This window comes from Bacillus taeanensis (genome assembly GCF_003318295.1).
Classification (GTDB): Bacteria; Bacillota; Bacilli; order Bacillales; family UBA6769; genus Maribacillus; species Maribacillus taeanensis.
Genome location: NZ_QOCW01000019.1, coordinates 1 through 22107, shown reverse-complemented (window position 1 = coordinate 22107; position 22107 = coordinate 1). Strand labels below are relative to the sequence as shown.

The 22107-nt window shown below is 36.2% G+C and carries 18 protein-coding genes and 2 pseudogenes; 7 read left to right on the top strand and 13 right to left on the bottom strand.

Annotation, left to right across the window (positions count from 1 at the left end):
• Positions 1–106 precede the first annotated feature (106 nt).
• The 5 genes from DS031_RS16115 to DS031_RS16095 all read right to left on the bottom strand — a co-directional run bounded on the left by DS031_RS16115 (position 107) and on the right by DS031_RS16095 (position 6658).
• A complete protein-coding gene (locus DS031_RS16115) occupies positions 107–1297 on the bottom strand; it encodes a Ger(x)C family spore germination protein (RefSeq protein WP_113807098.1) in 1191 nt (396 codons plus the stop codon).
• A complete protein-coding gene (locus DS031_RS16110; RefSeq protein WP_113807097.1) occupies positions 1294–2895 on the bottom strand; it encodes a spore germination protein in 1602 nt (533 codons plus the stop codon). Before DS031_RS16110 ends, DS031_RS16115 begins: the two co-directional genes overlap by 4 nt.
• On the bottom strand, positions 2895–4013 hold the full coding sequence (locus tag DS031_RS16105; protein WP_113807096.1) for a GerAB/ArcD/ProY family transporter: 1119 nt from the start codon (positions 4011–4013) through the stop codon (positions 2895–2897). Before DS031_RS16105 ends, DS031_RS16110 begins: the two co-directional genes overlap by 1 nt.
• A 12-nt stretch (positions 4014–4025) precedes the next feature.
• Positions 4026–4256, bottom strand: a complete 231-nt coding sequence (locus DS031_RS16100) for a hypothetical protein (protein WP_113807095.1) — start codon at positions 4254–4256, stop codon at positions 4026–4028.
• A gap of 263 nt (positions 4257–4519) precedes the next feature.
• Positions 4520–6658 (bottom strand): glycoside hydrolase family 3 protein, encoded by a 2139-nt coding sequence (locus DS031_RS16095; protein ID WP_113807094.1) that lies wholly within the window; start codon positions 6656–6658, stop codon positions 4520–4522.
• Between the two features lie 306 nt (positions 6659–6964).
• Between DS031_RS16095 and DS031_RS16090 the strand changes: the two genes are divergently transcribed.
• Positions 6965–7186, top strand: coding sequence for a hypothetical protein (locus tag DS031_RS16090; protein WP_181833191.1), 222 nt, complete (start codon positions 6965–6967; stop codon positions 7184–7186).
• 123 nt (positions 7187–7309) lie between these two features.
• The gene (locus DS031_RS16085) at positions 7310–7516 is read left to right on the top strand and encodes a hypothetical protein (RefSeq protein WP_113807093.1); all 207 of its coding nucleotides are present in this window, start codon (positions 7310–7312) and stop codon (positions 7514–7516) included.
• Positions 7517–7544: 28 nt separating this feature from the next.
• Here the strand turns inward: DS031_RS16085 and DS031_RS24500 are convergent, their stop codons facing one another.
• The 3 genes and pseudogenes from DS031_RS24500 to DS031_RS24225 form a co-directional block, all read right to left on the bottom strand.
• Positions 7545–8018 (bottom strand): GerAB/ArcD/ProY family transporter, encoded by a 474-nt coding sequence (locus DS031_RS24500; protein ID WP_342767255.1) that lies wholly within the window; start codon positions 8016–8018, stop codon positions 7545–7547.
• Between the two features lie 64 nt (positions 8019–8082).
• Positions 8083–8529 (bottom strand): annotated as a pseudogene (locus DS031_RS24230) (GerAB/ArcD/ProY family transporter); the annotation flags it as partial.
• Positions 8453–8665 (bottom strand): GerAB/ArcD/ProY family transporter, encoded by a 213-nt coding sequence (locus tag DS031_RS24225; RefSeq protein ID WP_245947475.1) that lies wholly within the window; start codon positions 8663–8665, stop codon positions 8453–8455. The pseudogene DS031_RS24230 and the gene DS031_RS24225, both read right to left, overlap by 77 nt.
• A gap of 377 nt (positions 8666–9042) precedes the next feature.
• Here DS031_RS24225 and DS031_RS16075 point away from each other — a divergent pair, with 377 nt between their 5' ends.
• Both DS031_RS16075 and DS031_RS24710 read left to right on the top strand, forming a co-directional pair.
• Positions 9043–9330, top strand: a complete 288-nt coding sequence (locus DS031_RS16075; protein WP_113807092.1) for a transposase — start codon at positions 9043–9045, stop codon at positions 9328–9330.
• 11 nt (positions 9331–9341) lie between these two features.
• Positions 9342–10109, top strand: a complete 768-nt coding sequence (locus DS031_RS24710) for an IS3 family transposase (RefSeq protein ID WP_425451979.1) — start codon at positions 9342–9344, stop codon at positions 10107–10109.
• On the opposite strand, the pseudogene DS031_RS16065 reads toward DS031_RS24710, so the two are convergent.
• Positions 10095–13135, bottom strand: a pseudogene (locus tag DS031_RS16065) (BadF/BadG/BcrA/BcrD ATPase family protein); the annotation flags it as partial. The gene DS031_RS24710 and the pseudogene DS031_RS16065 overlap by 15 nt on opposite strands.
• Before the next feature lie 180 nt (positions 13136–13315).
• Here DS031_RS16065 and DS031_RS23365 point away from each other — a divergent pair.
• Positions 13316–13555 (top strand): hypothetical protein, encoded by a 240-nt coding sequence (locus DS031_RS23365; RefSeq protein WP_142675786.1) that lies wholly within the window; start codon positions 13316–13318, stop codon positions 13553–13555.
• A gap of 164 nt (positions 13556–13719) precedes the next feature.
• Here the strand turns inward: DS031_RS23365 and DS031_RS16060 are convergent, their stop codons facing one another.
• Positions 13720–15186, bottom strand: coding sequence for an alkaline phosphatase family protein (locus DS031_RS16060; RefSeq protein ID WP_113807090.1), 1467 nt, complete (start codon positions 15184–15186; stop codon positions 13720–13722).
• 228 nt (positions 15187–15414) lie between these two features.
• Here DS031_RS16060 and DS031_RS16055 point away from each other — a divergent pair, with 228 nt between their 5' ends.
• Positions 15415–16158 (top strand): endonuclease/exonuclease/phosphatase family protein, encoded by a 744-nt coding sequence (locus DS031_RS16055; RefSeq protein ID WP_113807089.1) that lies wholly within the window; start codon positions 15415–15417, stop codon positions 16156–16158.
• 579 nt (positions 16159–16737) lie between these two features.
• Here the strand turns inward: DS031_RS16055 and cls are convergent.
• The 3 genes from cls to DS031_RS16040 form a co-directional block, all read right to left on the bottom strand.
• Complete coding sequence (cls, locus tag DS031_RS16050) at positions 16738–18186, bottom strand: cardiolipin synthase (protein WP_113807088.1); 1449 nt, start codon at positions 18184–18186, stop codon at positions 16738–16740.
• 266 nt (positions 18187–18452) lie between these two features.
• A complete protein-coding gene (locus DS031_RS16045; protein ID WP_113807087.1) occupies positions 18453–19601 on the bottom strand; it encodes an MGDG synthase family glycosyltransferase in 1149 nt (382 codons plus the stop codon).
• 345 nt (positions 19602–19946) lie between these two features.
• Positions 19947–20234: a hypothetical protein gene (locus tag DS031_RS16040; RefSeq protein WP_113807086.1), complete on the bottom strand. Its 288-nt coding sequence runs from the start codon at positions 20232–20234 to the stop codon at positions 19947–19949.
• Positions 20235–20937: 703 nt separating this feature from the next.
• Between DS031_RS16040 and DS031_RS16035 the strand changes: the two genes are divergently transcribed.
• Positions 20938–21732 carry an alpha/beta fold hydrolase gene (locus DS031_RS16035; protein WP_113807085.1) on the top strand — a complete coding sequence of 265 codons (795 nt, stop codon included), beginning with the start codon at positions 20938–20940 and terminating at the stop codon, positions 21730–21732.
• The last annotated feature ends 375 nt before the right edge of the window (positions 21733–22107 follow it).

Genomic DNA, 22107 nt, shown 5'->3' with positions numbered 1-22107 from the left:
GAAGTGGAAAAGGCTATTTAATGAAGTGTTAGATAGCCTTTTTTATACAAGTGCTTTGTCATGAAACAAAAAGCGCATGCAAATGTTTCACCCACCATATGCACGGCTAGTCCTCTTCCGTTAAAAAGCTCTTGTTATGTGTTCCTGTTCTTCTCAAATATATGTTTGCTTGTACATCAACGTCTGCTTTTACAAACTCTTTATCCCAATGTTCTTTCACCTTTTGAAATTGGTCATAATGCTGCCGCTGCATGACTTCACCGAAACCGAAAATATCAACCCCGTATTCTTCCTGCACTTTTGTAATCGTCTTAACAATCATGGATTCTACCTTTTTTTCAATATCGCTTTCAAACTTTCTGTGCGTATCAATTTTCTCAAGATTATCTTTACATTGCGTACCGTTAAGCTGTGCTTCTGCAATGATTTTCACTTGGAAATTTGGTGTTTCACCTTTGTAATTTGATTTTATTGTTGAACTTGAATTTATTATTCTTACATCTATATACTTTTCTTCACCACATGAAATTGTTAAAGTGGTCTTTTGTAAATCCTGGGTCCATACATAATTACGCGTGTCTTCGAGATTCAAATAGCCGATCAGTTTATCTCCTTTAAAAACTCCTATTCCCTCAAGTGTTACTAATGCGTCAGGCTCTAATTTTTTATTGTTTTCTACCATCATACCTTGTTTTGGTGATCCAATAATAGTAACTGCCTCAGCAACTGGATGACGACCTTTTGAAGAAATGGCTGATATAAAATCAGTTAATCGCATATTAGGGTCACCACCCCACTCTTGAAACATCGAAGCCGCTTGCTCATGAATTTTTAGAGAAGGAATTTTTTGCAATGGAAAAGTTATGTTCAGAACATCAGACGCCTTAACATCTTTGGCGATAAGGATATTAAAATCATTACGAAACTCCCCTGACCTTTCTAAAGTATCTAAAAAATCACCCGTTCCCTCACGAGCTACTTTTTCATCAATTACTAATGTTCTTGTGTGTGAATATCTTAATTCCCTTGTTAATCCTACATTCATCTTATCCAATAATTCAGAGATGGAGTTTCCTTCTAAGCTAAACGTAACGGACGGGGTGTTTCCTTCAGACTTTTGAGGTGAAAGTTGGCTTGCATTTGCGACTCCTACTGTTACTTTAAATTTGGCGTTTTCACCTTTTTCAATTGCAACTCCAGTAACAAAAGACACCTCGTTTAGTTCCTTTCTATCCCAACAACCGCTAAGTAACCCAATCAATAACAAGCTGAATAAACAAAGGCTAATAATTCTCATGACTCTTCATCTCCTTTATCAGTAGGAGGTGATGGAGAATCAGAATTTGGATGCTTTAAAGGTGATTCGGTTTTTAAGTAGTGCGGTCTTCTTTGGTTTGCCCATGATAGCAAACGGACAAAAACATCTTCCTGATCTTCAACAATGAAAGGAGCAACGGGTGCAAGATAAGGAACACCAAATGAACGTAAACTTACCAAGTGTGCAACCATGAAAAAAAGGGCAAGTAAAATGCCGTATAACCCAAATACCGCTGCCATGAAAACAAAAAGAAATCGTAAAAGGCGTGCAGAAATTGTAAAGCTGGCAATCGGGGATACAAAAGTAGCAAGTGCCGTCAATGCGATCACGATTACAAGCGCATTTGAGACAAGTCCTGCTTCAACAGCTGCTTGTCCAATAACTAATGCACCGACAATTGAAATCGTTTGTCCAACTGCCCGCGGCATTCGAATACCTGCTTCCCTTAAAATTTCAAAGGTAACTTCCATAATTAAAAGTTCGATTACAGCAGGGAAAGGCACACCTTCTCGTTGTGCCTGTAAACTAAACAGCAAGTCTGACGGAACTAATTCATGATGAAATGCTGTAATGGCAACATATAAAGAAGGTAAAATTAATGCAACCATAAAGGCAGCATAACGAATCAATCGAATGAAGGAACCGATAAAAAAAGAATGATAATAATCTTCTGTGGCCTCAAAAAAGTCAACAAACACAGTTGGCACAATTAGAACGAAAGGACTCCCATTTACAATGAGGGCAGCTTTTCCTTCTAATAAATTAGCTGCAGCACTATCAGGCCGTTCGGTGTTGTATATTAATGGAAAAAGGGTAAGGCTTTTATCTGTAATGTATTCTTCAATATTTCCAGAATCAAAAATAGCATGGGTACTAATTTTGTTTACTCGTTTTTTTACTTCCTCTAGGATGCCCTCGTTTATTACACCATCTATATAAGCAATGGTAATCGGTGTACGTGTATCCTTTCCAACAATCGTTGTTTCAAATTTAAGATAAGGATTTTGTATTCTTCTGCGAAGTAAACTAATATTTGTATCCATTGATTCTGTAAACCCTTCTTTAGGACCGCGAATTACGGTTTGTGTGCTGGGTTCCTCGATCGAACGATATTTAATATTACCTACTTGAAGTGAAAGAGTTTTTGTTTGTCCATTGATAATTGTCACTGCATAACCAGCCAAAACATCAGCAATTAATTCATGGATCGTATCACGAAATTGATAAACAACTCCCGAAAAAAATTCTTTACGAAATGCTTCGAATTCCTTTAAATTAGATATGGAGCGTTCTTGTTGCGCAGAGACAGATAGCGGTTTCATAATTTGCTCAGCTAGCAAAGAGGAGTCTGTCATACTGCTTAAATAACAAATGAGTCCTTCTTCTTTTCCTATATGAACCTTTTCCATCCGAAAATCCGCAGCATTCTTAAATGCCTTTTCAATTTCAATTTTATTTTGTTGAAAATCCTTTGATAATGGAGAAGCATCTTCACCGAGCGCCAGCAGTTCATGATTTGTAGATTTAGCCTGCTCGTGTGATTTTTGTGAGAGTAAAATTTTTTTCAACCATCCCATTATTTTTCCCTCCTTTCATTCGTTATTTTCTTTGTTTTCCATAAAACAAACGGGAGAAGTAATAACGGAATACCGAATTGAAATGGAAGGTGAAGAATCCATGGTACCAAGCTGAGTCCTTCTTTAATATGTTCTGTAAAATTATGACCAATGTTAATAGATGAAAAAGCAATAAACATAGCCATTGGATAAATAAACACGCGATAAGGTCTGCCAAAAACTTGTTCTAACCCTTTTAATCCACCGTAAAAAAAGATGCTTACTTTCACTACTATGCCGAACATTACAGCAAAAATAATGATTAAATCAACTCGTTCAATGAAATTTAGTAACGAAATTTCTCTGGCTGCATTTAATAGTGGGAAATTTGCTCTACCTTTTGCATCTGGCCCTAGCGTGGCAACTTGTACAAATGACGAATATGCCAATATAAGTCCACTAACAATAAAGGTGGTTATTGTTGCTTTACCTGCATAACGGAATTTACTAACATACGGAATAACCATTGTGAATGCGATTAGTTCACCAAATGGAAAAGTCATTAATTCCGGAAATACAACTTTCATAATCGGTCCCAGCCCTTCAGGCATAATGGGCAGTATATTTTCAAACTGTAATTCACCGCTTAAAAAAATTAAAATACCTATAGCTACAAGCGAACCTATTAAATAAGGCGCATAAATTTCAGAAAACCGACCTAACACTTCTAAGCCCAGGTAGAGAACATAGGAAACAAACAGCATAAAGGTAACTGAGATGATTTCAATCGGCGTGTTAATAAGCATCGCAGCAACAATTAATTCTCCAAAATCTCTAAGCACTCTTGCAGAAATATCAAAAAAATAAATGACATACAATAAAATTAAGATCTTAGAAACGATTTTCCCAAAGACAACTTCCATTATTTCAAATAAATTTTTCCCCGGCATTTTTGATAATAAAAAAATGTAAAACCAAAGAGGAACCAAACCAAGCAAACAAGCAACGATAATCGCAATCCAGCTATCTTGTTTCGCTCCTCCGCCAATTCCAACAACAATGGCACTTCCAAACAAAAAGGTACTCACAAGAATACATAATTGAGATAATGAAATTTTTTCAACTAATCCTGTTTTCATAAGAGGGCTCACCTAATTTTGATTTTGACTGTTCTCTTTTTTTAACCGATAATCCAGAAAAAGAGCAGCAGCAAATCCACTGATTAATGCGGCAATCACAATCATTTTTCTCGTTCCTAACTCTATATATAATGAAAAATGAAGCGATTCGCTAAATGATACTTTATATAAATACATATTCATACTAGTTGATAAAAGCGTTGATAAAATTAGTACTATTAAAAAAGCTAAAGTTACTATCATTCATAATCCTCCAATGCCTAAGTTCTCCATACTCAATGAACCTAATAATAGTCCTATCCATAATAGGAAGAAATTATAATTTTATATTTGCTCACTTAAAATCATTAAGACTAAGTTTATCAAACGATTGTATATGTAAAGTTTAGATGAACAATAATATGATCCGTTAAACGTGAACTATCTTTTTGGAAAAATAACTCAATAAACAAGAAGGACACACATCATAAAGATGTGCGTCCTAACCATAGAATTTACAAACCTTTTTACTTGTACGAATAAGTTAATCCATGACCGAGTTTATAAACATTTCCATCGCTGTCCTTATATGCATAGCGAAGTCCTTCAGGCATATATTTATCCTTGTCATAGCCTGGTACATCGTTTCTAGATACACATTCACCATTTTGACGAACCGCGATTACATCCTCACTCGCTGGTAAAGTCAATGGTAAAACACCTGTTGGTTTGTAATTGCCTGCGATAACCTCAAGCTGTGCATTATAAAACGTATCATATCCAGCGATTAATGCATCTGCCATTGGTTCAATATTTCCAAGTATCCATGGCAATGTCACATTCACACTCATAATGACTTTTCCACCACGGCTATGAAGGCTGCTTGTCACTTCTTTCAGATAATTCATACCCGTTAAAGTTGTTTCTTGATACAATGAGCCATCTAAAGCTGATACTACTTTATCCTCACAAATCTCAAGCTCTAATAGGCCAGGTGTCGCATTAAAATAAGAACCAGATTTTGGATGAAGGAACATGATCGCTACGTCAGCTTCTTCATAGTTATCAGTCATCGTAAATTGACCAAGCTCCTGACATTCTTTTCTTGCCTGCTCGGTATACTTTGCTGCTCGTTCTGCTTCTTTGTGTAATACTTCCACATAAACCTTTTTATTATAAAGCTTTTCAGCTGTTAAAGGCAATGTTTGATTTGAATTTTTAAGGATTGTTGTTGATTTTTTATGTGCTTCATAAGCAGCTTCCCAATGTTCCGGGGTACTAACTACTGTATTTGCATTGTCCGGTGAAACGTACGTACGGTCATCAAATAGTCCTAATGCAAACATTTCTGTCAGCAGGCGTACATTCGCTTCATTAATCCGTTTTTCACTAATCCATCCCTTGCTAACAGCTAATTTAAGATTTTCAATATCATTTGTGTCAGCAACGATATCTGTTCCGGCATTAACGGCTTTCGCAAAGCGTTCAGCCTCACTTAATTCTTCTACGCCCCAGCTCATATTATTTACAATACCACTATCACTATTGATATAGCCTTTAAATCCAAGCTTTCCTCTTAGAATATGGTTAATGAAATAGTGATTGAATGTGAAGCCTACTTCTTCGAACGGAATGTCTTCGCCTTCAAACTCCTGCACTACACTCTTCTTGATGCTTGGGATTGAATAATAAGGCATGATTGATGATGTCCTGTGCTCTACCGCTGCCCTGAATGGCGGTAAATGATACTTTTCTAAGCTTCCCGGGGTTGGATAAAGATTCCACTTTCCTTCTTTATAATGCGGATCAAACCCGTTTTCCCTTGCTCCTCCGCCAGGAAAATGCTTCGTTGTCATTGCAATACTGTGCTTGCCTAATTCCTCACCTTGGAATCCATCAATAAGACGACCAATCGCATCAGAAATAAATTCAGGATCTTCACCAAATGTACCATACGTTCGCTGCCATCTTGGGTCTGTTACAGTGTCAGCCATATACATATACCCTTTTCTAATACCAACAGCATTCCACTCTTTGCGAGCAATTTTAGTAAACTCGCTAATTAATGATGCATCGCCGCCATTTTTTATATCACCTTTTGCTGCTGCTGCAAGTCCTAACGTTCCCGGCCATGTAGAGAACACTCCCCCTGCATCATTCATACCGAAGATCGATTCTGCATTTTCATTTCTTGAATTAGATGTAACTAAGACAGGAATACCTAAGCGCGTTCCCTCAGCAACTTCATTCATTTTATTAATCCACTCCGCTATTTCAGAAGGACTGTAATTGTCTCTTAAAATGAAGTGTCTTAAATTTCTTTTCTCAATTGTATGTGTAGTTCCATATACTTTTGATTGCGCAAAGATATTTTCGCCTTTTTCTATAATTGCCTCGTCTAATATACCATCATGACTTGTCTTTTTCTTATCTTCCTGAGCAAGTCCCATTTTACGCGAATTAATTAACATCATACCGATTTTTTCATCGATAGTCATCAAGGACACTAAGTTTTCTGCACGTTCTCTCGGACTTAAACGCCAATCCTCATACGGATCGAGCTTTCCATCGTTATTTAAATCTTTAAATTTTAAACCATCCACCTCAATAACATTCTTTGATCGAACTTCTAAATCTGGTTGTTTATGATTTACTTTTACTTCCACTTTAATTCCTCCTTAAAATGGACTTCCCGTCATGATCCCTCGAAATAAATCAATTGGCTTTTTAACTTCAATATCTCTTATAATAGCGTACCCAATTTTTGTATCTCACACATATTTTTGTAACAAACTCAATCGAGATAAAATTTCATAAGAAGAGTTGGTTTCTTTGCTTCTACCCGTCATCTCGCTCATAAATTTGTTATCGTTTTCTTTTATAGTGTTATAATAACAACAAAAAACGTAAAAAAAATGATACTTATTGCTAAAAAGATTGTAAATATTGCTGTATGAGAGGAGAGCGCCAATATGGAGCAATCTATTTTTATGCCTTTCATCAACCAATATTTTGAAATTTATTACTTCAGCAAACATCCGCAGTCCTATAGGAGACTTAAGAAACATAACAAATCAGCAGAAAAATTTTCTCAATTAGATTCGTTATTCCGCTTACACAGTCATGATGTGATGGAAGTTCTTGTCTTTTTAGATGGGGAGTGTGAATTTTTTTGTGAAGGAAAAACATATTAATTTTGATTGAACATATCCCCATTTACATATCACACAAGCATTTAACGGCTTTGTACAAGGAATGACGATCCCACTCTTAATGGGAATGGCTATTCAATCAATTTCTTTAAAAGAGCAACAGCAATGGAACTTTTCCAAGTTCTTTATGTATTAGGCATTTTCCTTGGACCATTTATGGCAGGTGCTCTTAGTCAGCAAACAGGCTTTGTTACAGTGTTTTACTTAGCTGGAGAACTTGCATTAGTTGGTATGCTATTATCATTTCATTGGTACCAAAAAGAAGTATCACATTCTCTTTTTATTTGGAATTTGTTTTTTAATACAAAATAATAGGTATTTTGGTATAAGTGATGTTAGTTTATTTCTTATCCTTAGCTTTATTTTTCTTCTTGAAACCATTACGAAACATGACAAGAAGCGTCATTAGCAAAGGAACAATTATTTGAAAAGGAAGGTTAAGGTAATAATGACCAACGCTATAACCTTCTTCGTACTGTTCGATAGTATGTGGGGCTATTACCATTGAGAAAAAAACAAGAATAACCCCAGTTAGTAAAAGGATTCGTTGATAATTTTTTAGCTTGAATAACTCAGTCACTCCGATTACAGTACCATATAAATAGATAGATGCTTTGAAAAATACTGTTATTAACATGGTTAAGACAACAATAGCATCAAGTCGCTGCAAAAATTCCGCGATACTTACCATACCCATCGTAGATAATAAAGGAAAGATGGACCGCTCCACTCGGTCGATTCCAAGAACAGCGATATTTAAACTTGCTGTCCAACTTAAGATAAGACCGGATGAAATCAAGACAGACAACCACACTTTTTTTTACAGCCTTAGGTCTGTTTAAGTAAGGAAGAAGCATTAGAAAAACAATTAGTTCAGTAAAAGGAAAAATAATCAGATGTGGAAATGCTGTCGTTAAAATTGGCTTCCATCCATCTGCTAGAAACGGCTGCAAATTATTAAGATTGATATTACCTGAAATAAGGATCAAAAAATTCCCTACTATTCCAAACAAGAACAATATGACAATAAATACTTCTGCTGTTCTCCCTACTACTTCAATTCCTAGATAAAGGACATAACAAATAACAAGAACCAATAAGGCATTAATTGCGAATAAGGGTGTAGTCGGTAATGTCGACGTAAGCAGAAGTTCACCAAACTCTCGCACATTTCTAGCAGAAATATATAAAAAGAATTGGGTGTATAACAATCCAATAATCCATCCCAAATATTTACCAAATGCTTTTCTAGCATGTCCAATGAATGATAGGTTGGGATAGTGACGAAATAAAAAGTAATAAATAAAAAAAAAAGATAATTCCACCAAACATTGCTAAAAGAATAGCAAGCCAGGCATCCTTTTTAGCAGCTGATCCATAACTTATAACCACTGCAGTTCCCATCTCAAATATAAACATCATGGCAAATAGTTGAATGGCACCAATTTTTGCTTTCTCCATAGCCGAACAGAAGACCTCCTTTTTTCCCGTATTATCATTGGTCTTCTCATTTATTTTTTATCTACTTTCGTCCTCATACCTATTCGTTAGAAGAATGCTTGTATGTCTAATCTAGTTATCTATTATATCCTCTTTCCCTATTTTTAATACTCTTAAGGAGCTAGGCGTTTATACTATAGCCATTTTGTTCATTATTACTAGAATTTCTACTAATGATCGCCCTATTTAATTTCTTCTTTATCAATGGATGCGAAAGATATGCAATGAAATATTGTCAAAAGCAATTGAGAGGGAGATGGATCGCTTATGATGCTAGACTAAAAAGTGGACACGGATTGTTATAATAAACTAAATAACAATTTGTGAGGTGTGCCTCTATGGCAAAAGGAAAACGTTACGATGAAACATTTAAGCAAGAAACGGTCAAATATATTTTAGAGAACAATAAACCTGTGGCACAAGTGGCGAGAGAAACAGGTGTCAATGAAAACACGTTACATGGTTGGATAAAGAAATACAGCCAGCAGCCTGAAGTGAAAGCTGCCCAAACCTTTTCAGACTCAGATGCAGAATTAAAAGCATTAAAAAAGCAATTACGTGAGTTGGAAGAGGAAAATGAGATTCTAAAAAAGGCGATGCACTACTTCGCGAAAAGCCCTCGGTAAAGTTTGAATTTATTCATAAGAATCGCTCCCATTACCGAGTGGAGAAGATGTGCTTCGTTTTGGGAGTTTCAAAAAGTGGCTATTTCAAATGGTTAAATCGTCCTAAAAGTGATCGACAAAAGAAACATGAACAACTGACCCAAATCATCTTACGGACACACCTAGAATTTAAGCAGCGATATGGAAGTGTAAAGATTACGAAAACGTTACATAAGCGTGGTGTAAAGGTCAGTGGGAGAACGGTTTCGCGTATTATGACAGCCAACCAGTGGAAGTCTTGTACAGTCAAAAAATACAAAGCGACGACAAATTCAAACCATAAACACCCTGTAAGTGAAAATGTATTAGACCGTCAGTTTCGTGTGGATCAGCCAAATCAATCTTGGGTAGCCGATATCACGTATGTCCCGACCAACGAAGGCTGGTTGTATTTGGCGAGCGTGATGGACCTTTACTCTCGTAAAATTGTTGGCTGGTCGATGAATCACACCATGACAAAAGAGTTGGTCATGGATGCGTTAAAAATGGCTTACAACCGTCAGAAACCTGGGAAAGGCCTCATTCATCATTCCGATCGTGGCGTTCAATATGCCTCCAATGACTATCAGAAACTACTAAAAGAATATGAAATGACAAGCAGCATGAGCCGCAAAGGAAACTGTTATGATAATGCTTGTATTGAATCTTTTCACGGAATACTTAAGAAAGAACTTGTGTATCAAACAACGTACAAAACACGTCTTGAAGCCAGAAAATCGATCTTTTCTTCCACCTTCTAAATCAGCCTTGAAAAAGCGGCGCAGCCAAACTTCATCTTTCGGAATCGAGCGCATCGATAGAATCGGATAGCCTAACACCTGAAATTCATCCAATATGCTGTGGTTAAGTCCTGGGTCCGAATGATAAGGACGTCCGATCATAAGAATGGCAATGCGATTTTCCTCTTCGACTTGCTCAAGGATCATTCTTCCTTTTTCCTGCATCTCCTGATCAAACATCTCCATTGCCTTCCATGCTTGATCTACTGCAAAATTACTTTCATCTTCTGTTATTTGTAAGAAATTACTAAACGCTTCATATAACTGGCTTTTCAGCATATTCGGTTCTGTAAATGTCACCGCCGGATCGAAATAAGTAATTCCTCTTTCCTTGAAAAAGTCTGTTTCTTTCGTAAAAGCGGCTTTAATGACATTCGGTGCCCCGGCAACAATCGGACAGCTGGTGGAATCCACTACATTCTGCAGATGAGTTGGAATATGGGTGATGCACGGGAAAACGATTGCGTGCAGCGCTTTGTGCTCTGTATGGTGTTTGAACAGCAAATTATGAATATGCGCTTGTGCTACCTTTGACGGGTAACAAGGATCAATCGAACCATACTTGCCGCCCTCCTGCCACATTTCCTCACTCGTATTGTCACTGAATACGATATTTTTCTGTTCGATGCCAAGTGTTTCAAAATAAGTTCGCCAAAATGGGGCTGTCGACCAAATATTCAACACTTTCGGGATGCCTATACGGAGCTGTTTCCGTCGTTCCATCGCCTCTGTAGAAGAACGTTGAAACTGACGAGTAAATTTACTTTTTCGTATCCCAAGACCTAATAAACCCGTTTTAGCTTTGACATCCTCTATAGGTTGCTCTGGTGAAGGCATCGGAGCTTGATCGTAGAAATGCCTGAACATTCTTCGTGATTCATAGTCAATCAGATTAGGATATTGTTTTTTCAGCTGGTTGCGCTCTTGGGTCAGCTGAATCATTGCTTCCTTGTTTTCAACCGTTCCTTTTCACAGCTAAAACCTGAGATATAGCGAGCGGTTTGCCCATTAGGTGCAGTCGTATCGATAAACGTGCGGCTGCAGTTATTCGGGCAAAAGTTGCAGCGGGTTGATTCATCATTGCGGGATGTATAACTTAAGCCAATCGCTGCATCAAGCCCAAGAAAAGTGGAATACCCACGCCGCTTTACGACACGAAGCGTTTCCATAGCAGCTCCAATTGCGCCGGCTTCCCCCGTATGTGGATGTACATACACCTCAGCATCCGGAACCCTCTCTTTAATATAGTCAACTTGCGCTTTCACAGCAGCTAGATTATGCTGTGTCCCTCCCTGCAGGACAAACTTGCGGCCAAGTTCTGCCATACGCGGAATTTGTACGACATACTGCCAGACGTTTTTCGGAAGCACTAAGGCAAGTCCCGCCAACAGCTCTTCCTTTGCATAGCCTTCCTTCTGGAAATTTACTCGATCGGAGTCAAGAAATACGGCACAACCATAAGAGAATTTCGGACTCAGGTCAGCTTTGAATGCGGTTTCGGCATACTCTTGAACAGGAATCCCAAACTGGTCAGCCATCGCCTGCAGCAGCATGCCGTTCCCAGCTGAACATTGGTTTGACAAGCGGAAGTTTCGGATATCGCCATTTTTCAGAAAAAGGACTTTGATGTCTTGGCCGCCAATATCACAGATCACGTCAATATCTCCGAAAAAATGAACGGCACTCATCATATGAGCAACTGTTTCCACAATATTGACGTCCGCTTTTAATGTTTTTTCCAAGACATCCGCAGCATAGCCGGTTGCCCCAAAACCGATAATTTCCAGCTTCGCACCAGCTGCATGAACTTTTTCATAAATCTTCCCGAGAAGCTCCTTCGTATCTTGAATCGGATTTCCTTTCGAAAGCTGATATTCTTTAAGGAGAATCGTTCCGTCTTCATCAACTACCACAGCCTTTGATGAAGTGGAACCTCCGTCAAGACCAATGACTGCCCTAACTGTTTGCCCCGGTTCAAAGGAAGCTGGCTTAAATTTAGGAATACTGTACTGACGGCGAAACTCTTCCAATTCCTCTGCGCTTTTTACTAACGGCGCACCGGCTTTTTCGCCGAGCTTTGCCTTTCGTCCATGGGTAATAAATGTCTTCAATTCTTCTAACCCTTTGTAGCGGCCAACTTCACTCGGTTCATGAAGTCCGTAAATGACAGCACCATATGCAGCATAATACTGAGAATTTTCCGGCACAAAAATGAGTTCATCGATCGGTAACTCTTTCGGATAATTGTAACCCCGCTGTTCCCACGATTCAGGAATTCGCTTGCGCCAACATTGCTGAAGAAACGGTAAGTATGTATTCGGACCACCCAACAAGAGAACTTTATGCCGCAATGTATTCCCGCGGGTCAATACAGAAAGATTCTGCATCACAATCGCATCCGCCAAAGAACACATGATTTCCGAAGAAGGAATGCTGCTTTTCACGAGGTTCACAATATCCGTTTCTGCGAAAACACCGCATTTCGCTGCCACATGATGCAGCTTGGAGTCATCAAAATCAAGCTTTGCGACCTCTGCTTCCGGCATTCCTACCTTAATTACGCACTTATCAATCGTAGCACCAGTACCAGAGGCACATTTGTCATTCATCGAAGTAATCGCCTGCTTATCACCTATCTCCTCATTTTCTTTAAAAATAATGATCTTGGCATCTTGTCCTCCGAGTTCAACTACACTCCCTACATCAGGATGCAGTTGTTCAACTGACATCGTAACCGCATTCACTTCCTGAACAAACTTGGCACCGATATGCTCAGCAATTGGGCCGCCGCCGGATCCCGTAATAAACACTCGAATCTTTTCTTTCGGTACTTCAGAAAATTCATTGCCGATACGAACCAAAAATTCTAACACATTTTCAGCCTGTTTTGTATTGTGGCGCTGATAATCAGACCATAGAATCTCTTTCGTATTTGGATCGACTACGGTTGCTTTTACCGTAGTAGACCCAACATCAATTCCAATCATAATTGTTTCCACTTCAGCTAACCTCACATAGATGTATTTTTTTGTTTAAATAAAAATAGTGACAAAAATCACACTTCTCTTAGATTTTTCCAAAATTATAGATATTATTACCAAAATTAAAAATCCCATGAAAGTAAAGGTAGAGAGAAAGTGACTAAATGAGCTAGAAGAGGCTTCGATGTGAATTGGACTAACAGATCTATACACTTTTGTGATGACCGCATGAATATTAACCAAATTTGTCGATCTACAAGCCAATATCGTAATTATGACACGTTTTTAAATGAATCTCTCTATTGTTCAAACCGAATGGAAAGGTATCGTCTTCAATTCTTAATTAGGAAAATTCAACATGCTCGATCTCGATTAAAACAAAGAGATGTAATGACAGCTACATTCTTGATTATTGATGACACATAATGGTCTCATTGTATTGTAAGCATATGCATGTAGGCAGTGAAGGATATTCATTTTCCTAGGATTTCCGACCTTATTTTCAAGAACCCTACTGAAATGAACACGGTCTCTTATTAAAAAGTAAAAACGACTTAGCTACTGAATTGAAATTGCAAGAGCCTAGTTTATTAATTGATAAGCGTTAAAATCCAATCTTTCAAATTGATCATTCGTAAATGTTTTGGAGAAGAATTGGTTCCAGCCACAATCATTGGTACGAGCGAATCCCGTTTATGCAATCCTCCATGACTTGCCCCTCCAACATGAGTCGGAGAGCCTTCACCAATAAATTCAAATCCTGGTTTTGCATTTATAACGAGATAATTGCCTTCATGAGAAGTGAGGGCACTGTATAATCGAGCCAATGCATCCGGGTAGTGATCATAAAAAACTTCATTACTCTTTAATGTAAGGTCTAAAATATCTGTATTACCTGTTAAAGACCAAGATTGTTCAAACGGATCAATATATTTTCCATTAGGTTTAAAACGGAGCTTTTCATCGCTTCCAGAAGATATTACATCAATATATTCTTTATTTTTCCAAGCAATCACATCGATTCTATCGTCCATTTGTAAAACTTTCGCTATATTCTCAAGCGGTAAACGCTTGAGGTCTAAAGAATAAATAAACGCCATTCGCTCATTGACACCGAGTACAATTTGATCGTTTTCTTGTACACCTTCTTTTAATTTCATCACCCGGTAAGATTTGAATAATTGTTTTAAATCAATTAATGCTGTTTTTCGATCTCCATAGATGGCGGCTTGTCCACTGTCTCCCATCACAATCCAAATATTATCTTGTAAAGCCTCTTCCCAAGACTCATAAGCATCTAACACGTTTTGAAGATGTCTGTCTACTTTTTCAATTCCTTTTATATCCATCGGGCCGTTTTTATGGACACTTTGGTCATGGTTCGGAAAATAAACGAGTGTAAAAGCTGGAAGATTGCCTGTTTGAATAAGATGTTTTAATTCTTGAGCAGCAAATTTATCATTGAATCCGTATTTTTGCCAAAAATGATTATTTCGGTTCAATTGACTAAGCTGAGATAAAGCTCCGTAAGTAAACAAGTGTGGTCCGTTTGTTGTCATATTTCCAAGCGGCATAAAAAGGGTTATTAACTTGGGGATTTTTAAGAGATGCTCCGTGCTCCCGCGGTACATCAGCCCGTTAATCGAAGCTGATAATTTTCCTCTATCAGCGAGTTCTTCATAAATAGTTTTCACTTCTTTGCTTAAGTGAGTATTGTTTAAATGATAAAGAATATCTTTCAGTGACTTTACAAGACCAAGTTTTATCAGCTCTCTTATATGGCCGCCATAGCTAATAAGGCGCTTTTCTTTATCATTAAACCAAACTAATCCAGGAAGTTTATGAACATCAGCATACGTACCGGTTAGAAGCGTACTGTCAATATTAACAGACATCGTCGGAAAAGAACTGACGATATCTGGATAATGATGTCCATGTTCCATAAAAAAACTTAGTGCGGGAACTTTTCCCTGTTTAACAGCTTCTTGCAGGGGCGGATTCATCAAGGAATCAATAATAAGCATGATAACATGTTTCTTTTTAGCTTGTGTATCCATGTTTTCTTCATCCTTTTAGCCATTTATTTAAATAAAATTTGTTTATTTCTTATAAAATAATTGATTCAGTACATTCATTACTCCTCTCCGTTTCTTTTTTCTTTAAATAAACGAATAAAAATAACATTAATTTACAATCCATCTATCTCTTACTAGTTATTAATATGGAATCCTTTTTCTTTTTTATGTAAATAACGTTAATGAGCAGGAGTTAAAGGAGGAAATATGATGGAAATCAAGGTCATGACCTATAACATCCACCATGGTAAAGGAATAGATAAACAATTAGATTTGGACAGAATCGCGGAAGTTATTGAAAAAAGTAATGCAGATATCATTGGTCTTAATGAGGTTGATAAACATTTTTCTAAACGGAGTCACTATGAAGACCAAATCAGTTGGCTTGCCAAACAATTGAACATGAATCAGGCGTTCAGTCCCTCTCTCTCTTTAAAACCCAAACATTCAACAACAGTACGTCAATATGGGAATGCCCTTTTATCTCGATATCAGATTGTCACAAAAAAGAGTTATCCGTTTGATTTTATCCGTGGACTCATTGAAGGAAGATCCTTACTTGAAACAGCCATTCAGCTAAATAAACAGTTATGCCAAATAAATGTGACCCACCTAAGTCTTAATCCCTTTCTTCATAAAAAGCAAACAGATTTTATTGTACATCAGCTTCATCGGAATTCTCATCCTGTTATTATTATGGGGGATTGGAATATGAAACCGGGATCAAGAGGGTGGAAAAAAGTAACCGATGAAATGCAAGATGCTTGGCATATTGCTGCAGGAACAGGAAAGGGAAAGGGTTGGACTTATCCATCAGTTCAACCGAGAATGAGATTAGATTACATATTTTGCAGCCGTCATTTTCAAGTTGTTGAAACAGAAGTGGTAACACAAAGTCCCAACGCATCTGACCATTTACCGTTTAAAGCAACACTATCTTTAAAAAATAATTGATCTAATATATCTAGTAATTGTTAAGCTTAACATTAAACAAGGAAGATTTGCCTATAGTACTGAAGAGTATCAAGAAAAGAAGATGAAAGCACTAGAAGTTGCGATTGAATTAATGAGAAACGGAAAAGTTGATCTTTCAACTTTGATAAATCACCTCTACTAATAGATGATTGTAGCTGAAAATGAAAAGCTGAAGACGCTTTTCATTACGAAAGATATTAGGGGTTATTATGCTGTTTTTACCGTGGAAAACATGGAAGAAAAGGAACTTGTGTGTAAAAAAAGAAAGTTACATTGTATTTGACCCTAATCAGTTGAAAAAAGTGTCCCCTTCATTTGAGGGGGTGACCACTTAATTCTGTACAACATACTCATCTTTAAACAAATTTGAGTAGATTAAGGAGAACAGGATTGTCGTTTTACGCAAATTTACTATGCAAAGAGTAAAAGAGCGAAACATTATTTACAAAAAATTATGCGAGGCATTGGCATAATTAGTTTTAACGTACGAACAACCGAAAATGGCGCCCCCCTAATACAGATATGTTTTTTACACTTTCAGAATAGTATCTGTTACTTTTATAAGATAGGGGATAATAACCTAGATATCGATTCTTTAAAATGTATCCATAGTGAACGTTGTTGATACTGTTCAAGGGTGAGCTCCCTAGACACATTTACATCCTCGTTAAATGTTTTGGTCAATCTTTGAGCAATTTCCTGATCATATAGAAAAGCATTCACCTCAAAATCTAATTTAAAGCTTCTTACATCAATATTCGCTGTTCCAACAGATGATATTTTTTCATCTACAATAATGGTTTTGGCATGAATAAAACCATTGTCATATATATAGATCGTTGCCCCAGCCTTAAGTAATTCACCACTATAGGAAAGAGTTGACCAATATACAAACATATGATCCGGTTTGTTAGGAATCATAATTTTCACCTCAACGCCTGATAAACATGCAATTCGGAGAGCATCTAATAAACTCGCATCTGGAATAAAGTAAGGCGTTTGGATGAGGACAGATTTTTTGGCTGATGAGATCATTTTTATGTATCCATTTTTTATATGTTCCCATTCAGAATCAGGTCCACTTGTAACAATTTGCATTCCGACATTTCCTTGAGAAATATCTCCTGGGAAGTGATTTGGAATATAGCTAATATCATGACAATGAGATGCCTGATTCCAATCGAGAATAAAACGGGTCTGAATCGCATGAACAGCTGTTCCCTGTATCCTTAAATGTGTATCTCGCCAATATCCAAATTTCTGATCTAAGCCAAGGTATTCATTGCCAACGTTAAAACCGCCTACATAACCAATTTTCCCGTCAATAATAACTAACTTACGATGATTTCGATAATTTAATCGTAGATTGATGAGGCGGAATTTGGAAGGAAAAAAAACGCTCACCTCACCACCAGCTCCACGAAATTCTTTGAAAAATCGTTTAGTTAATCTTCTCGAACCTAGTTCATCATATAAAACACGTACTTTAATCCCTTCTTTTGCTTTCCTAGTTAGAACTTCTATAAGTTTTTTACCAAGCTCGTCTTTCTTGATAATATAATATTGCAAATGAATATGGTCCTTTGCCCCTTCGATATCTTTAAACAACGCGTTAAACTTCTTTTGACCATCTACAAACAATTCCACTGAATTGTCTTCAGTTAAGACAGCAGCATTGTTCATCAAATGCATATATATTAAATCTTTACTGTTTCTTACTGCTTGATTACGAAATCGGAATTGCTGAGAACTAAGCTGAGCTAATTGTATTTCTAACATTTTTTCGCTTTCAATCTTTTTACGACCCTCCCATTGAAAGAGATTATGACGGCTGAGATTTTGTCCAAAAAGGAGATATAAAACAAATCCGAGTACAGGAATAAAAAACAGAACCAATAACCAAGCCCATGAGGAACTAGCATCTCGTCTTTCCCGAAAAATAACAATAATCGCAAAAAAAATATTCAATACAATAACTAGTCCAAGAAATAAGGAAGTAATATGCATAATGAAACCCTCTCCAAAAAATTATGAGTACTAATAGTATAATCAGAATGGTTTGTTCATGAAAAAATTTAATTTTAAGGTTCTTACGCACTTTTAGTAATGATCTCACTTTTTATTACTTCTTCTCATATGTTTTCATCAAAAGTATGTAAGAACTACTAAATCAATCATTTTATTACAATAATCACTAAATAGCTCCAATTTGTTCATTTAAATTGAGATTTAAATAAACTTCTTCCATCGTCCTAGGACAACTCTATGTTTATTTATTTTTCGTATCGAACATCACTCAAATCATCTTGTTGAAAAAGGAGGTTCGTAATAAATTCAGCACTTGCCAGTGGATTTATGTTTTCTTGAAATTCCTTTATTCTATTGTTCAAAAATTTCATCTCTTGGGGGGAGAAGAGTAACTTTTGAATCAAACGATCAATTGTATTCGTATCATCAATTTTTACAGCCAAATGATTATTTACTAAAAAGTCGCAATTTTTTTCTTCATGACCGGCAATTGGTCGATATATATACATAGGGATCCCTTTTGATAATGCCTCAAAACAGGTTAATCCACCTGGCTTTGTAATGAGTAAATCAGCAGCTTCCATCCACTCGTCAATGAAATTAACAAACCCTAAAATACAGACATGAGGATGATGAAACTTTTCATTTCGTAACAAAGCACTTCTCAGTGCTTGGTTGTTCCCTGTACATACTATGATTTGAAGTTTTTCTTTCCATTTTAAAAGAGCATGAGCGAGCCCTTTGATTCCACCTAAACCCAATCCTCCTCCCATGATCATGACAGAAGGAATATTCTTTAATTTTAATTTTTTTCTCATTTCCTGTTTATTTTTCTTGATCCAAAAATTAGGTCTTATAGGCATCCCTGTAACGGCAATACGACTTTTAGGTATTCCCATCTGTATTAATTGATGATACACATCCTCACTCGATACCAAGTAAATATCTACTTCAGAATGAACCCATGCTCCATGAACATGAAAATCGGTTATCACTGTGCAAAAAGTAAACCGATAACCTAGTCTCTTTAATCGAGATATAGATGAGCTGGTAAATGGATGCGTACAGATGATAAGGTTTGGCTTTTCCTTATCAAGGAGAACTTCAATTTTGCGGTGAAACAGTTGATGAATAATAAATTTCTTCCATTTGGAAAGAGGCTTGTTTTGCTTATAGTCATATATTTTTCTCCATAATGGAGGAGACAAAATGATCATTTTGAGATAAGAATTAACGAACAGCTTCGTGGTAATAGGATGAAGTGTCTGCCCAACCTCTAAAATTTCTGTATGGATAGAAGGATCAAGATTAGAAATCCCTTGCATTAGCGCTTCTGCAGCTTTTGTATGACCATTACCAACGGCCTCCGATAATATCAACACTTTCTTTTCCACCATCTACACCTCTACTAGATTTATTCTAGAATAGGATTTGCAATATAACTAATAATAACAGCATATTTCATTGTAAATTTATGGGTATCCATACCCAGAAGCAGTCAACCTTTTATAATGGAGTTTACTTTATTATTGTGAAAACACGGTACAATAATCTTTATAGCAGGTTTCACGATTAAACAGATCGATTAACCGATTTATACATAAAAAAATTCCTGTACTAAATTACAGGAATTTTTTTAGAGGGAGAATGAAGTTTAAAGAATTTGTACTTTTCTTTTAAGTACTTCTTTCCTCTCTATATTAACTATAAATTTCAATTGAGAAAGACGTTATACACAATTACCAACCACGTCGTTCTTCTGATGGTTCTTCATCTAAATCTGGTTCTTCTTCATCCATATTAAATGGTGTATCAGGCTCTTGTCGATCACGTACATTTCGAGGGTCCGTATCTAAATCTGCACCTCTGGTGTCAATCTCTCTATCGTTAGTACGGTCATAGCGAACTGGTTCATAGTTCACATCCTCAGGATCATTTATTTCATTATTGTTATCTAAATTACATGCAGATAACATACTTAATGAAAGAAGAGCCGACATGATTAAGAACATTACTTTCTGTTTCATTATTTAACCTCCTTACATTGTTAAAGTGAAAACAGTTTTAATATATACATTTTGCAAATTTTTACTCTTTTAATACAAAAAAATATGTCTCTCATTTCTATTGAGAGACATAAAGCTGTAAAATATAAAAAACTTTATTACTCCATTAATTTAAATTCATTCCTTACTTTTAACTTTTCTAACAAACTCTAAACAATGACTGCAATAATAATGGATAGTCGCTTCATTCACTTTAATTCTTTTAAATTGATTCATTCCAACCTTACCACAATACTCACACGCTTTACTATTTCGGTTATCTTTTTCCATTTTTAATGCCTTCACCTCGTTTTTGTAATTGCATTAAAAGCATCCATTCAAAAATTATCTGAAAGGGTACTGTACCATTTCAACAATATTATTAAATATGTGAATAACAAAGTGACATTTTCTTATACTAAGGAACCTCACCAAAACATTCTTTAAGGAACTTTTGTATATTTAAAATCTGACAATAGAATAATATTAAAAACTTAACTGATTAAAATGGTCGATGTCTAAAAAAAGGTTGTAATATATTGTTATTTTTGGTCTGTATAGAAAGATGAAAATCTTCAAGTAAAGAAATGTTCTATAATGATTTATTGTATATTATGAACCGATTTATATTATCCTTTTATAACAAATGGATTAATTTTTTTAATAACTTGAGGTGATTAAATACATGCCAATGTTGGATGTTAATGGGACTAGCCTATATTTTACTGTTAAGGGAAAAGGGATTCCTATTGTTTTTATTCACCCGCCTGTACTTACTTCTGTTAATTTCGAATACCAAATAGAGGAATTATCGCGTAATTTTCAAGTAATTACTTTTGACATTAGAGGTCACGGAAGAAGTGATTATTCAAACAAGCCAATAACCTATCCTCTTATTGTTGATGATATAAAATTATTATTGAATCATTTGGGAGTTAAAAAAGCATTTATTTGCGGCTATTCTACCGGGGCATCTATTGTATTGGAATTTTTGCTGACTTCTGTAGACCGAGCTTTAGGAGGGATTCTAATCAGCGGAATGTCTGAAGTAAGTGATGCGCATCTAAAGAAGAAGATTTCTTTTGGAATAAAGCTTGCTAAGGCTGGAGCTGTGCCTGTTTTGGCGTGGTCTATATCCTGGAGTAACTCAAATACTCCAAAGCTGTTCAAAAAGATGTTTACAGCTGCTCAAAAAGGAGATGCCAGAAACATCGAGCAGTACTACCATTATAGTTTGCACTATAATAGTACCTATCAGCTAGGTAACATCAATCTTCCAACTATACTGGTCTATGGGAAGAAGGATAAACAATTTCATTATTATGCCAAACTATTACATGAGAAATTACCATGTAACGAATTATATTTCATTGAAAATGTAAACCATCGTATTCCTACAAAAGCGTCGAATGAATTAAATAAAATAATTAGTCAGTTTATTAAAAAACATAATAAGGAGAATAAGGAGGAAACTTTTTAAATCCTGCTAGGCGCATTCCATATTAAAGCAATGCGTCATTTAATGGAAGATGGAAGATCGTTCTTGAATATCCATTCTCTACAGAAATTCAAGAAAAGTCACCTGATTTTTCAGTAAGAAATAACTATATTTTACAGCAGTTCTCTCAATTCATTTGTTCTACTAATTCAGGTCTTCCATGAAATTGTGCTAGGGTATTTTGAAATATATAAGTTCAGGTTAATTTATCGACATATGAATATCGCTAATTCTTTTTAGTACTTGTTGAGGAACATCCTGAATGAAACGTACAAATTCATCAACGGCAGAACAGATTTCAGCTCGATTTTGATAGAAACAATTGGCGATGACGCTTCCTTTTAACCATTTCCACAT

Coding starts and splice junctions, on each gene's coding strand:
- DS031_RS16115 (WP_113807098.1), bottom strand. CDS start 1,297: ATGAGAATTATTAGCCTTTGTTTATTCAGCTTGTTATTGATTGGGTTA.
- DS031_RS16110 (WP_113807097.1), bottom strand. CDS start 2,895: ATGGGATGGTTGAAAAAAATTTTACTCTCACAAAAATCACACGAGCAG.
- DS031_RS16105 (WP_113807096.1), bottom strand. CDS start 4,013: ATGAAAACAGGATTAGTTGAAAAAATTTCATTATCTCAATTATGTATT.
- DS031_RS16100 (WP_113807095.1), bottom strand. CDS start 4,256: ATGATAGTAACTTTAGCTTTTTTAATAGTACTAATTTTATCAACGCTT.
- DS031_RS16090 (WP_181833191.1), top strand. CDS start 6,965: ATGGAGCAATCTATTTTTATGCCTTTCATCAACCAATATTTTGAAATT.
- DS031_RS16085 (WP_113807093.1), top strand. CDS start 7,310: ATGGAACTTTTCCAAGTTCTTTATGTATTAGGCATTTTCCTTGGACCA.
- DS031_RS24225 (WP_245947475.1), bottom strand. CDS start 8,665: ATGGAGAAAGCAAAAATTGGTGCCATTCAACTATTTGCCATGATGTTT.
- DS031_RS16075 (WP_113807092.1), top strand. CDS start 9,043: ATGGCAAAAGGAAAACGTTACGATGAAACATTTAAGCAAGAAACGGTC.
- DS031_RS16060 (WP_113807090.1), bottom strand. CDS start 15,186: ATGGATACACAAGCTAAAAAGAAACATGTTATCATGCTTATTATTGAT.
- DS031_RS16055 (WP_113807089.1), top strand. CDS start 15,415: ATGGAAATCAAGGTCATGACCTATAACATCCACCATGGTAAAGGAATA.
- cls (WP_113807088.1), bottom strand. CDS start 18,186: ATGCATATTACTTCCTTATTTCTTGGACTAGTTATTGTATTGAATATT.
- DS031_RS16040 (WP_113807086.1), bottom strand. CDS start 20,234: ATGAAACAGAAAGTAATGTTCTTAATCATGTCGGCTCTTCTTTCATTA.
- DS031_RS16035 (WP_113807085.1), top strand. CDS start 20,938: ATGCCAATGTTGGATGTTAATGGGACTAGCCTATATTTTACTGTTAAG.